This is a genomic window from Pseudomonas sp. HMWF006 (assembly GCF_003061205.1).
In the GTDB taxonomy this organism is placed as follows: Bacteria; Pseudomonadota; Gammaproteobacteria; order Pseudomonadales; family Pseudomonadaceae; genus Aquipseudomonas; species Aquipseudomonas monsensis.
In genome coordinates, this window is the sequence record NZ_QAIU01000464.1 from 633 (window position 1) to 12,537 (window position 11,905).

General features: G+C 57.0%; 14 protein-coding genes. 12 read left to right on the forward strand and 2 right to left on the reverse strand.

Annotated features, from left to right (window positions below):
- Positions 1–320, reverse strand: a 320-nt coding sequence (locus DBR24_RS33035) for a DUF4123 domain-containing protein (RefSeq protein WP_256591688.1), incomplete at its 3' end; no start/stop codon positions are given.
- The gene (gene tssI, locus DBR24_RS20235) at positions 317–2,341 is read right to left on the reverse strand and encodes a type VI secretion system tip protein TssI/VgrG (RefSeq protein ID WP_128615649.1); all 2,025 of its coding nucleotides are present in this window, start codon (positions 2,339–2,341) and stop codon (positions 317–319) included. The genes tssI and DBR24_RS33035, both read right to left, overlap by 4 nt.
- 715 nt (positions 2,342–3,056) lie before the next feature.
- Here tssI and tssA point away from each other — a divergent pair.
- From tssA to tssF, 12 genes are all read left to right on the forward strand, one after another.
- Complete coding sequence (gene tssA / locus DBR24_RS20240; RefSeq protein WP_128615650.1) at positions 3,057–4,619, forward strand: type VI secretion system protein TssA; 1,563 nt, start codon at positions 3,057–3,059, stop codon at positions 4,617–4,619.
- Positions 4,620–4,651: 32 nt separating this feature from the next.
- Positions 4,652–5,155: a type VI secretion system contractile sheath small subunit gene (gene tssB / locus DBR24_RS20245; protein WP_003229587.1), complete on the forward strand. Its 504-nt coding sequence runs from the start codon at positions 4,652–4,654 to the stop codon at positions 5,153–5,155.
- A gap of 28 nt (positions 5,156–5,183) precedes the next feature.
- Complete coding sequence (gene tssC / locus DBR24_RS20250; RefSeq protein ID WP_123469922.1) at positions 5,184–6,659, forward strand: type VI secretion system contractile sheath large subunit; 1,476 nt, start codon at positions 5,184–5,186, stop codon at positions 6,657–6,659.
- A 9-nt stretch (positions 6,660–6,668) separates the two neighbouring features.
- A complete protein-coding gene (gene tssE / locus DBR24_RS20255) occupies positions 6,669–7,076 on the forward strand; it encodes a type VI secretion system baseplate subunit TssE (protein ID WP_122594477.1) in 408 nt (135 codons plus the stop codon).
- Positions 7,077–7,087: 11 nt separating this feature from the next.
- Positions 7,088–7,612 carry a PAAR domain-containing protein gene (locus DBR24_RS20260; protein WP_128615651.1) on the forward strand — a complete coding sequence of 175 codons (525 nt, stop codon included), beginning with the start codon at positions 7,088–7,090 and terminating at the stop codon, positions 7,610–7,612.
- A gap of 39 nt (positions 7,613–7,651) precedes the next feature.
- Positions 7,652–8,617, forward strand: a complete 966-nt coding sequence (locus tag DBR24_RS20265; protein WP_128615652.1) for a DUF6402 family protein — start codon at positions 7,652–7,654, stop codon at positions 8,615–8,617.
- On the forward strand, positions 8,614–9,027 hold the full coding sequence (locus DBR24_RS20270) for a hypothetical protein (protein ID WP_128615653.1): 414 nt from the start codon (positions 8,614–8,616) through the stop codon (positions 9,025–9,027). The genes DBR24_RS20265 and DBR24_RS20270 overlap by 4 nt, the downstream gene beginning before the upstream one ends.
- Before the next feature lie 7 nt (positions 9,028–9,034).
- Entirely contained in the window at positions 9,035–9,460 is a 426-nt protein-coding gene (locus tag DBR24_RS20275) for a hypothetical protein (protein WP_128615654.1), read from the forward strand.
- On the forward strand, positions 9,457–9,810 hold the full coding sequence (locus tag DBR24_RS20280) for a hypothetical protein (RefSeq protein WP_128615655.1): 354 nt from the start codon (positions 9,457–9,459) through the stop codon (positions 9,808–9,810). The genes DBR24_RS20275 and DBR24_RS20280 overlap by 4 nt, the downstream gene beginning before the upstream one ends.
- Positions 9,807–10,190 (forward strand): hypothetical protein, encoded by a 384-nt coding sequence (locus tag DBR24_RS20285; protein WP_128615656.1) that lies wholly within the window; start codon positions 9,807–9,809, stop codon positions 10,188–10,190. The genes DBR24_RS20280 and DBR24_RS20285 overlap by 4 nt, the downstream gene beginning before the upstream one ends.
- 62 nt (positions 10,191–10,252) lie before the next feature.
- Positions 10,253–10,705 carry a hypothetical protein gene (locus DBR24_RS20290; RefSeq protein WP_128615657.1) on the forward strand — a complete coding sequence of 151 codons (453 nt, stop codon included), beginning with the start codon at positions 10,253–10,255 and terminating at the stop codon, positions 10,703–10,705.
- A gap of 27 nt (positions 10,706–10,732) precedes the next feature.
- Positions 10,733–11,905 (forward strand): type VI secretion system baseplate subunit TssF (tssF, locus tag DBR24_RS20295; RefSeq protein ID WP_256591684.1); only part of this gene is annotated, 1,173 nt, incomplete at its 3' end.

An 11,905-nucleotide genomic window follows, 5' to 3' on the forward strand; every position in this document is an offset into this window, starting at 1 on the left:
AGCACCCGTTCGCGCCAATGCGCCGCCAGGGTATCCAGCTCAACGTGACTGGCGCTTGCCAGCCAGCCCCAGTTGCGTTCGGGGGCGCGCAGCAAACTCTGAATCGCCGGGTCATGAATGGAGTCGATGTGAAACAGCAGCGGCCCTGCCTGCGCCAGTGCGTTTGCGGCTGTTCCTGCATACAGATTGCGATACCGCGCAACGCCCTGTTCGTCCAGCAGCGCAGCTCTTGTATCCATCTGCCCGTCGATATCGAGCATCAGATAAAGATCGCGCCCGGCCCGGTTTTGTTCGTGCAGCCATGATTCGAGCGCAGTCATGCGACTTCTCCAAGGCTGCACTGGCCAGCCAGACAGGCCTCGCAGAGCGGGCAATAGTCGGCCGCCTGCTGGCGGGCGTCGCTGAGGATGGACGGCGGGGTGGCGATGGCGGGGATGGCTTGGCGGGCTTCAGCCTGCAATGGTTGCAACGGCGTGATCCCCGGCATGGGTGCACCGCCCTCGACGATGGGCACGCTACTGAAAATCCCCGCAGCGTTGATCACGAGGTGATGCCCGCCGGCTGTCAACGTCAGGCTCATGCCGGCATCAATCACCACGTTGCTGGCGCTCACATGTGCCTGTTCACCGGCCTGAATCACCAGTGCCCCGACCGACTGACTGCTGGTGCCACTGACCGTGAGCAAATCATCGGCGTTGATCACCGTGCTGCGCACGCCTTGGTGGGTGCGCAGCGCCTTGCCCTCGATCAGGGTGGTGCTGTCGTTGCCCGTCTGTTCGAAGCGGTCATGACCGATCACGCTGCGACTGTCGTTGAGGATCAGTTGCTCGATGTCGCGCTCGGCGCGCAGGTAGATTTTTTCCCTGCCGGCACGGTCTTCGATCGACAACTCGTTGTAGCCGCCATTGCGCGGCGAGCTTTGGCTGCGCAATACCGTTCGGGTCTTGTGTTCGGGCAGTTGATGGGCGACTGAGGTTACCTTGTTGGGCACGCAACCGGTGATCAGCGGTTTGTCCGGGTCGCCGTCCTGAAAGGTCACGACCACTTCCATGCCAATCCGCGGAATGGTTACCGCGCCAAAACCTTCACCCGCCCAACTGGATGCAACACGGATCCAGCAACTGCTTTTTTCGCTGCCGAGTTCGGCGCGATCCCATGGGAACTCCACGCGAACTCTGCCGTACTCGTCGCAAAAAATGTCCTCGCCAGCAGGGCCGGTGACGCGCGCGGTCTGGCAGACCAGCAGCGGCTTGCGCGGTGGCAGAGAAGGGCGGTAAGACACCTCCGCCGGCATGGCCGTGAAGGTGTTGCGATAACCTTGGGTGAAACCGTCGGCGGGTGGGGCGTCATTGCTGCCTGCTTCTTCAAGTGACTGCGGCTGCCTTCCTTCATGATGAAGACTTGCCAGTAGCCACAGCTCGTTGCAGTCCTGGCGCGGGTGTTCGGTCAGGTCGAACAGGTAGCCGCTGCGCAAGGTGCTTTGATTGCTTTTGCCTTCGATCAATAAATAGTCGCGGCGGTGCCGCTCCAGTGCCTGACGTGCCAGTTGTCTGCCGTGTTTTTCCGACGTCATCAGCAGCGGGTAGCGATAGTCCTCAAGCTCGGGTGTGAATTCGGCAGTGAAACGACTTTCAAGCAACAGGTTGGGTCGCCTCAAGTCATAGTCGCGGCGGGTGACGGTGGTGGTGCGAGTGTTGAAGCGCAGGGTCAGTTCATTGACCACCGGGTGTTCCGCGACCATGCCGCTGTCGGCCTGAAAAGGCGTCGGACCCAGTGTCGGGAAGAACACCTGACTGTCGGTGAACACCAGCAAATGCCGATCTGGCGAATGCTGGTGATGCCACGCAATTCCGTCTTCGGCGCACAGACGCTGAATGAACGCGAAATCGCTTTCGTCATACTGCGTGCAGTACTCACGCTCCGGATTGAGCGCGACGTTGAAGGTGAAGACGTCGGACTGGATGCCATGACGCTGGAGCACTTGCGCAATGATTTGCGGCACCGTCAGCTTCTGGAAAATCCGCTGGTCGTAGCTGAACTGCAAATAGTGCAACGCTGGCACCAGCGTGAGTGCATAGCGGGTCAGGCGTTTTCCGGATTCCCCGAGCATCACCTCTTCGATACGCCCGTGAATGCCTTCGCCGTTGTGGCCGAACTGCAGGAATGCCGGTTGACTGAGCAGTCGCTCCAGATCGAGGTGCGGATACTCGCTGACCAGTTCTATGCGGATGGAATAAAGCTGACTGATAGCTTCAGTGCCATCGAATGCCAGTACCTGAAAATCATGGCGAATTCCGGGAATTTGCAGGGTAAAAGGCGCGCAACTGCCCGTGCTGAACATACGCTTGTCCTTAAGCAAGGTGAGTCGATGCGCGGTGTTCGATCGTCCCTGATCGCCACGCGAAAGAATTTGCCAAGGCAAGCTAGCAATGCAGGAAATAAATTGATGTAAGAAGTATCCCTGAGGTTTGTCAGAGTATTCCGGGTGTAAAAGTGCGGGCAGAATTGAAGGAAAAGACTGTAGGGAAACACTTCAATAATTATTGAGTTGGTACGGATGTACAGTGTTCAGCAGTTCCGTATAAGTTTCAGGAATATGAACTGCCATCAATTTGATGGCACTTTTTTTGTTTGGCGTTGTCCGCGAAAAAAATATTTAGAAAAATCTGCGTTTTTCGGAAGAGTCCTACTTCTATTTTTTTCGAGAGTTGTCATGCTTGCCGCCCTGTTATGGAACGGGCGTTCGGGCCGATACGGTCAAGTTCGAGCGGGCCGCTCTGGATCAAGGGTTCTGAAGGGGTGTGGCGAATGCAGGCCATATAAATCGCTATCAGGGATTCCCCTGTCGGATATAGGGCAATCTCTTACACGCCTCAATGAACACTTCGTCTTGTTGTTTAATCGGATGCTTGCTAGTGGCCATCATAGTGATTACGATGCGCCCACTTGAAAGAGCACATCTCAATTGGATGAGTCGCTTCACCGCTCTTCGATACTGTCCAGCGCCGTGGCAACTCCAATAGGCGCATGACTGTAATCCTAATTAAAGGCCATGGATGTCCTACTCAAGCAAACTTTCCGCCCATTACCTCGAACTCGCAAAAGTCTCTGTTTCCAAAGAGAATTTCGCGGGCGAAGACGTTCGTTTTTCGAGCGAATTCGAGGCCCTGGAAAGCGAGCTGGCCAAAGCTTCGTCGATGCACGAGAGCGGGCAGATCGACTGGCTGAAAATCCGTGAAAACAGCGAAAATCTCCTGCGCACCCAGTCCAAGGACTTACGGGTTGGCGCTTGGCTGACGTGGTCGCTGTACCAGCGCGAGTCCTTCCCCGGGCTGCTGGCGGGCCTCGGCTTGCTGCACCACCTGTCGGAAAACAACTGGGCCGACGTTCACCCGCTCAAACCCCGTACCCGTGCCGCCGCCATCGGCTGGCTGGTGCCGCGTCTCGAGCAGGTCATCACTGAAAACATTGCGATCAAAGAGCAGTTGCCGATGTTCCGGCAGCTCTCCGAGCACCTGTCCGGTCTCGAAGCGGCCTGCGCTGAACATCTGGGCGATGATGCGCCGCTGCTGCTGCCGATCTCCCGTCGTCTGAAAACCATGATCCAGCGCGCCGCTGACAATCAGCCGGCCCCCGGCGTGGTGGGCGCGGCGGTGGCGCAGGTCAAGCAGGCTGCGAGCCAGTTGCTGACGCCCGGCGCGCCGATCGACAACGAGCGCGAGGCACACAAAGCCTTGCGCGCCCAGCAGGAAAGTGCCCGCCCGTTGTGTGCCTGGTGGCTCAAGCAGAAGGCCACCGACCTGCGCGCCCTGCGCCTGAATCGCACTCTGCTGTGGATGACCATCGACGCGGTACCCGAGCGCAACACCGAGCAGATCACCGTGTTGCGCGGCCTGCCGCTGGAGAAACTCAAGCTCTATCAGGACCGCTTCGATCAGGGCAAATACGCCGACCTGCTGGTGGAACTGGAGGCGAGCCTGGCGAAGGCGCCGTTCTGGTTCGATGGCCAGAGGATGGTCTGGGAATGTCTCCAGAACCTCAACGCCGAGTTGGCCATGCGCGAAGTGGAAATCCACTTCGCGCTTTTGATTCAGCGCCTGCCCGGCATTGTCGAGTTGCGCTTCCATGACGGCGCGCCGTTTGCCGATCCGTCCACCCGGGCGTGGATCGCCGCCAACGTCATGCCGCACCTGCAAAGCGCCAGTGCGCCGCGCAAGGTCGAAAGCGAAAACGTCGAAACCCAGCCCGCCTGGGAAAAGGCCCTTGAGGAAGTGTTGCCATTGCTGCGCAAGGAAGGCCTGAAACCGGCCGTGCAGATCCTCAAGCAGGGTTTGCAGTCGGCCCACGGTGGTCGCGAGCGCTTCTTCTGGCAGTTCGCCCTCGCGCGCCTGTGCTTCATGGCCAAGAAGTACGAACTGGCCAAGAACCAGCTCGAAACCCTCGATCAGACATTACAGGACTCAGGCCTGCACGCCTGGGAGCCCGATCTTGCATTGGAAGTGCTGCACCTGCTGCACAGTTGCTGCGAGTTGTTGCCGCAGAACCATGCAGTGCGTGAACGCAAGGAAGAGATTTATCGCAGGCTGTGCCACCTCGACCTCGAAGTGGTACTCGAATAGGCCCCAGGGCCACAACCGCAAGGAGAAAAGCCATGGCCAAAGAAGGCTCGGTAGCCCCCAAGGAACGCATCAACGTCACCTTCAAACCCGCCACCGGCGGTGCTCAGGAAGAGATTGAACTGCCGCTGAAACTACTGGCAATCGGTGACTACACCCACCGCAAGGACGATCGCAAAATCGAGGATCGCAAGCCGATCAGCATCGACAAGATGACCTTCGACGAAGTGTTGGCCAAGCAAGAACTGGGTCTGACGCTGAGCGTGCCGAACCGTCTGCAGGAAGATGGCGAGGCCGACGAGCTGGCTGTGCAACTGCGCGTCAATTCGATGAAGGACTTCAACCCGGCCAGCCTGGTCGAGCAGGTGCCTGAGCTGAAAAAACTGATGGAACTGCGCGATGCGCTGGTGGCCCTCAAAGGCCCGCTGGGTAACGCACCTGCGTTCCGTAAAGCGATCGAAGGCGTGCTCGCCGACGACGAATCCCGCGGTCGCGTACTCGGTGAGCTGGGCCTGAACGCCGCAGCCCCGGACGCCTGAGAACCCAGCAGCCAAGGAAGCCAACACAATGAGCACTAGCGCAGCACAAGAGAAAAGCGCCGACAACGGCGAATACAGCATTCTCGACAGCATCATCGCCGAAACCCGTCTGACCCCGGACGACGAAGCCTACGACATCGCCAAGCGTGGCGTGTCGGCGTTCATCGAAGAGCTGCTCAAGCCGCAGAACAACGGTGAGCCGGTCAAGAAAGCCATGGTTGACCGCATGATCGCCGAGATCGACGCCAAGCTCAGCCGTCAGATGGACGAAATTCTCCACCACCCGGATTTCCAGGCCCTGGAATCGTCGTGGCGTGGTCTGCAGTTGCTGGTCGACCGCACCAACTTCCGCGAAAACATCAAGATCGAAATCCTCAACGTCTCCAAAGAAGACCTGCTGGACGATTTCGAAGATTCGCCGGAAGTCATGCAGTCGGGCCTGTACAAGCACATCTACACCGCTGAATACGGCCAGTTCGGTGGTCAGCCGGTTGGCGCGATCATCGCCAACTACTTCATGTCCCCAAGCTCGCCGGACGTGAAACTGATGCAGTACGTGGCCAGCGTATCCTGCATGTCCCACGCGCCGTTCATCGCCGCGGCCGGCCCGAAATTCTTCGGTCTGGAAAGCTTCACCGGCCTGCCGGATCTGAAAGATCTGAAAGACCACTTCGAAGGCCCGCAATTCGCCAAATGGCAGAGCTTCCGTACTTCGGAAGACTCCCGTTACGTTGGCCTGACCGTGCCGCGTTTCCTGCTGCGTAACCCGTACGATCCGGAAGAAAACCCGGTCAAATCGTTCGTGTACAAGGAAACCGTTGCCAACAGCCACGAGCACTACCTGTGGGGCAACACCGCTTTCGCGTTCGGCACCAAGCTGACCGACAGCTTCGCCAAATTCCGCTGGTGCCCGAACATCATCGGCCCACAGAGCGGTGGCGCGGTTGAAGATCTGCCTCTGCACCATTTCGAAAGCATGGGCGAAATCGAAACCAAGATTCCTACTGAAGTTCTGGTTTCCGACCGTCGTGAATACGAACTGGCCGAGGAAGGCTTCATCTCCCTGACCATGCGCAAAGGCTCCGACAACGCGGCGTTCTTCTCCGCAAGCTCGGTGCAGAAGCCGAAGTTCTTCGGCATCAGTGCAGAAGGCAAGGCGGCAGAGCTGAACTACAAGCTCGGCACCCAACTGCCGTACATGATGATCGTCAACCGCTTGGCTCACTACTTGAAAGTGCTGCAGCGCGAGCAACTCGGTTCGTGGAAAGAACGTACCGACCTCGAGCTGGAACTGAACAAGTGGATTCGCCAGTACGTCGCCGACCAGGAAAACCCGAGCGCCGAAGTGCGTGGCCGTCGTCCGCTGCGCGCTGCGCAAGTGATCGTCAGCGACGTTGAAGGCGAGCCGGGCTGGTACCGCGTGAGCTTGAACGTGCGTCCGCACTTCAAGTACATGGGTGCCGATTTCACCCTGTCGCTGGTTGGCAAGCTGGACAAAGAGTAAGAGCGACTCATGGACGGATACGGCAGTCTTTTCGAACGCCTCAATGGCGATGCGGAACAGCGCAAGGGCAGGAGCCTCGAGGCTTCGGCCATGGCGTCGGTGGCTGCCCATCTGGCCAAAATGCTCAGCACCCGGGCCGGCAGCGTGCAAACGCTGTCCGACTACGGGTTGCCCGATCTCAATGACATGCGCCTGAGCCTGCACGACTCCCTGAGTCAGGCCCGCCTGGCCATCGAAAGCTTCATCGAAGCCTACGAGCCGCGCCTGAGCAACGTGCGTGTCATTTCCCTGCCGCGTGACCACGATCAACTGCGCCTGGCCTTCAGCATCGAAGGCCTGCTGGAAGTTGAAGGGTTCAAGCGTCAGGTCAGTTTTTCCGCGCGCCTGGATGGCAGCGGTCAAGTGAAGGTCACCTAAGGAGATCCCCGATGTCTGGCAAACCCGCAGCACGCGTATCCGACCCCACCGCTTGCCCACTTCCAGGCCACGGTACCAACCCGATCGCCGCCGGTTCCGGCGACGTGTTCTTCGACGGCCTCGCGGCCGCCCGCCAAGGCGATGCCTCGGCGTGTGGTGGTGCGATGTCGGGCGGATTGGCGACCACTGTATTGATCAACGGTAAACCTGCCGCGACGGTTGATTCGGTGGGGACCCATGGCAACAAGGTCACGGCTGGATCCGGGACGGTGATTATCGGGAATTCGCATTCGCCGGCGCCGTTTGTGCCGCCGTTGCCGGTGGAGATTCAGTGGCCGTTTAACGAGCACTTTGTGATCAATTGCCAAGAATCCGGGAAACCGCTGGCTGGTGTTGAATACACCCTCAAGACCTCCTCGGGAAAAGTTATCAATGGTGTGACTGGTGCAGACGGCAAGACTCAGAAAGTGTTCTCTGAAACGGCGGAAGCTGTGGAAATGATCATTCATCCGCAATCCAAGGTCGTGCTGGCTTAGGTTCCTTGAGCATCAACGGATATCAGAAAGGATTTTAAAATGGCGACAACAGTAGCATCGACCATGACTCCGGCTAACAATAAAACCGGACAGGCTGTAACTACGCGGCTGTATAAAATCACTGATATCCCGGACACCATGAATCAGATGAATTGGCCGGTCGCTGCCGCCTTGATGACACATTGGTTCGAAGGGGAGCCGTGGCCAAATGAAGATGGCGGTATGGATGAAGAGGTAAAGAGTCATCGCCAGTTTGCGCCGCAAAAATATATCGAAGACTCTATCGTCAAAATGGATTGGGCGATGCAGTTTGATCGAACAAAAAATGCGGTCGATCATCTGAGAAAGAACTGGAATAACACGCCGGCACTAAAAGAGATTAAAGCTAATATCAAGGCCGCCTTCGAGAGTAGCCCGGTTGGTGTTTATCCTCTTTCGTTTGGCGGCTCGGCAGTTAAGGCTGAAAAATTTGGTTATTTTAACTCCGTCACAGTCAAGTTTGACCAGTGGGGCACTGATGACGTCAATGAATTAAGGGGCGCATTGGCAAACTTTAACGTTCATGTCATTGCAGAAGGGGCAGTTGAGGTTACGGAAAAGCGCATCGTGTTCATCCCGACCCAATTGGCTTTCTATCTTGAAGACTCCTATGACTTTAACGATGGCGGCATCGTAATCGTCAGCCAGGTATTGGGTTACTGGGGCTTTGGCGGGTTAATCGCTGATCCTGTCGAAGGCATGAATACAAACCTGGAACTGAATAGAGAAATGAACAGCATCTACTTTGGTGCCGGTGCTGGCGCGACTCCCGAGCAGGTAGCCAGGAAAAAAGAAGACTCCGAGCGCCGATACCGTGAATTGGAAAGTAAACATTATCTGCTTGTGCAAAACAGTGACTTTCGCGAGTACCGGGACTCCGAGAAGAAGGGCGGTGATTTCCGTGTTTATTCGGATATTTTATATGAGCCTGTTGCAGCGGAACCCATAGAGATACTTGTCAAATGACCTCCACTAAAAAATACATTATGTGGGCAGTTGCCTGTGTTGTCGGGCTGGTTGCTTTTGTGGCGTTGGTGGTCATCGGTGTGTTAACGCGCGCGGCTTCTGTGTCAGATGTCAGTCCGTCCGGTAAATATATCATCGAGTCTGTCTCTGCAAGCTCTTTGCTTACGCCCAGAAACACTGTTTATTTGCGAATTAAAGATCGTGATCATGCGGATCAGGTTTACAGGTCGCCAATTTTTTCTCAAGACGCTCTTGATATGCGTTTTCGTGAAGATGAGGGGACGGTCGGAGTGGTATTTATTGAAATGGACAAAGCGACCAAAAAATACACGCTCTGGATATCGGGTACGGAAGAACATTGGCTGAATTTTTTTATCAGTAATACACCCTACGATATTTTGGAAAACTGATAGCCACATGAACAGCTACGTACGTCTCGCGTTATGCCTATTAATTCACGTCATTGGATGCGTGGCTTACGTGTTTTTGAATGACGCGGTTGTTGTGGCCTACAAAGCATTCAACGGCGGGTTCACTACCCGTGGCGTGGGCATCGGTATCGCTCATTACATGTTTATTTATATTTTTTTCGCGGTGAACGCATTGGCCGCAGTTATCCCGAAATTATGGGCCAAGCTCGGTTTACTTGCGCTGATGGTTGCCTGGATTTTGTTCATGATGGCGCCCGACAACCCGTTGCGTGCGCTGTTCTACACCGTGGCCCAAGGCGGCGTCACGTTGTTGGCGATTTTGGTCACGCAAGTCATTGAGCTGCGCTGGGAAAAACGCGCGCTGATGCGGCAGACGATGTCTGCGGGTCCTGTGCAGGAGGCGGTCGCATGAACCGCTCAAGTCGCCTCGGAATGATTTGGCTACAGCGCTTCGTAATGGCGATGGGCGCGCTCGCCTGTGTGCTCTATCTCGTGCTCAATAATTCTGTCACGCAGATGCTTTCCAACGCCTTGATGTTGCTCATGGACCGCGCCAATTCCATCCCGGCGGAGTCATCCATCTGGACCTTCGAACCATACGAAATCAATCAAGGCTCCTCATCCTACTGGCTCTATGGTGAGGATCGGGTCAACTTTTATTACTTTGCCTACACCCCCGAAAACGCTTACCGAGTGATCGCCAAAAGCAATCAATGTGCGAGCTTCGACAAGCGAGATGTGCGCACATGGTGCACGCCATGATGACGTGGCTGCGGGTCTGGAAATGGCTCAATCACCTGCTGAGCCTGATCGGTGCGTTGGCCGTCATCGTGGTCGTGGTGTTCTGGGTCGGGTCGATTCGCAGCAAAGTTAAGCGGGTATTGCCCGAGTATCCCGATGCGGTGTGGCGCGGTGCGGAGGATGGTGGCGACTTCATCGAGATTACCCGGTCGGCGCCGCCGGACTATTTCGTTGAGGTTCGCTCAGAAGGCGGCAGTCTCGTCAGAGAAGGCTGGGTGCGCTTCGCCACCCACGATGGCAAACCGTTGACGATGAACCGTGTCAGCGCTTCCGACGGTGAATACCTCTTCATCGATTCGTACGTGCCGATCACCGCAAGCAAGAGAGGGCAGACTCAGTGAAATTTCGCTCTTGCCAGACAGTGGTGCTGTCGGTTTGCCGAGCTGAGGATGGCGGCTCGCCAATGATCGACGCAGCGGACGAGATGCCCAAGCTCAGTCGCGCTCAACTGAGCTTCTTCATGCTCGCCTTGTGGTGGCCATTGTTGGTGGTGCTCGCGATTTCTTCCTACGACCTGTGGAGTGGCTTGTACACGACGCACGATTCATCCCATACCTATTGGGAATTCCTCTTGTGGTGGGGTATTCCCGGGCTTTTGGGGTTTGCGTTCTGGATGTCTCGATCCGCGAAAAGCAGAACCGAACAACAAGCGCTGCGGATGGTCTGGTGGGCGCCCGTGAAGTTCATCCCCTTTTACATCGTGCCATGGGTGATTTATGGCGTGTGCTGTTTGATCGCTGGGCAGTCTCAAGACGCCTATATGGCTTTCGGCCTGATCATGATTGTGCCTTACCTACTCATCGGCGGTTACGTGTGTGCCGCAGCAACGGTCGCGCTCTACAGGATATTTTTTTGATGAGTTCCACTACCAGGCAGGTAACCCGTGTCCTTTAACCACTACTACCAAAGCGAACTCACCGCACTGCGCCAACTCGGTCGCCGTTTCGCCGAGCGTAGTCCGGCGTTGGCGCCGTTCCTGGGGCAGGCCGGGCGGGATCCGGATGTGGAGCGGTTGCTGGAAGGCTTTGCGTTTCTCACCGGGCGGCTGCGGCAGAAGCTCGATGACGAATTGCCGGAACTCAGCCATTCGCTGATGCAACTGCTGTGGCCGAACTACATGCGCCCGCTGCCGGCGTTCAGCATTTTGCAGTTCGATCCGCTCAAGCGATCCGGGCCTGCATTGCGGGTCGAGCGCGATACGCCGATTGAAAGCAAGCCGATCGAAGACGTGCGTTGCCGCTTCCGCACCTGCTATCCGACTGAGGTGCTGCCGCTGGATCTGGCTGCGCTGAACTACTCGGTGAAAGGCGACGGCTCGCTGCTCAGCCTGCGTCTGGAAATGAGCGCCGACGGCCACCTCGGTGAGCTGGAACTGAGCAAACTGCGTCTGCACTTTGCCGGTGAGCGCTACATCAGCCAGATGCTCTACCTCAGCCTGCTGCGCAATCTCGAAGGCATCGAGCTGATCCCGCTCGACGGCGCCGGCAAGCCGATAGATGGTGTCGCCGGCAAGCCGATGGCGTTCAAGATTCCCGGTGACCGGGTCAAGCCGGTGGGTTTTGCCGAAGAAGAGGCGTTGATTCCATATCCGCTGAACACTTTCCGTGGCTATCGCTACCTGCAGGAATACTTCGCTTTCCAGGACAAGTTCCTGTTCGTCGACGTCAACGGTCTGGACATTCTCAAGGCGCTGCCGGAAGACACGCTCAAGCAGATGCGTGGCCTGGAACTGCGCTTCGACATTCGCAAGAGCGGCATCATGCGCATGCGTCCGACCCTGGATAACGTGAAGCTGTTCTGCACGCCGATTGCCAACCTGTTCGCCCACGACGCCCTGCCGATCCGTCTCGACGGCAAGCAGGACGAATACCTGCTGCTGCCGGCGGAATACGATCTGGAAAACTGCGGTGTGTTTTCGGTGGAAACCGTGACTGGCTGGAAGCCCGGTGGCCTTGGTTATCAGGAATACGTGCCGTTCGAATCGTTCGAGCATGACCCGAGTTTCGACGTGCCCAACAGCCGTCCGCATTACAGCATTCGCCAGCGTTCGTCCCTG

What these genes read in the sequence shown, in the direction of transcription:
- tssI (WP_128615649.1), bottom strand. Translation starts at nt 2,341, where the DNA reads ATGTTCAGCACGGGCAGTTGCGCGCCTTTTACCCTGCAAATTCCCGGA.
- tssA (WP_128615650.1), top strand. Translation starts at nt 3,057, where the DNA reads ATGTCCTACTCAAGCAAACTTTCCGCCCATTACCTCGAACTCGCAAAA.
- tssB (WP_003229587.1), top strand. Translation starts at nt 4,652, where the DNA reads ATGGCCAAAGAAGGCTCGGTAGCCCCCAAGGAACGCATCAACGTCACC.
- tssC (WP_123469922.1), top strand. Translation starts at nt 5,184, where the DNA reads ATGAGCACTAGCGCAGCACAAGAGAAAAGCGCCGACAACGGCGAATAC.
- tssE (WP_122594477.1), top strand. Translation starts at nt 6,669, where the DNA reads ATGGACGGATACGGCAGTCTTTTCGAACGCCTCAATGGCGATGCGGAA.
- DBR24_RS20260 (WP_128615651.1), top strand. Translation starts at nt 7,088, where the DNA reads ATGTCTGGCAAACCCGCAGCACGCGTATCCGACCCCACCGCTTGCCCA.
- DBR24_RS20265 (WP_128615652.1), top strand. Translation starts at nt 7,652, where the DNA reads ATGGCGACAACAGTAGCATCGACCATGACTCCGGCTAACAATAAAACC.
- DBR24_RS20270 (WP_128615653.1), top strand. Translation starts at nt 8,614, where the DNA reads ATGACCTCCACTAAAAAATACATTATGTGGGCAGTTGCCTGTGTTGTC.
- DBR24_RS20275 (WP_128615654.1), top strand. Translation starts at nt 9,035, where the DNA reads ATGAACAGCTACGTACGTCTCGCGTTATGCCTATTAATTCACGTCATT.
- DBR24_RS20280 (WP_128615655.1), top strand. Translation starts at nt 9,457, where the DNA reads ATGAACCGCTCAAGTCGCCTCGGAATGATTTGGCTACAGCGCTTCGTA.
- DBR24_RS20285 (WP_128615656.1), top strand. Translation starts at nt 9,807, where the DNA reads ATGATGACGTGGCTGCGGGTCTGGAAATGGCTCAATCACCTGCTGAGC.
- DBR24_RS20290 (WP_128615657.1), top strand. Translation starts at nt 10,253, where the DNA reads ATGATCGACGCAGCGGACGAGATGCCCAAGCTCAGTCGCGCTCAACTG.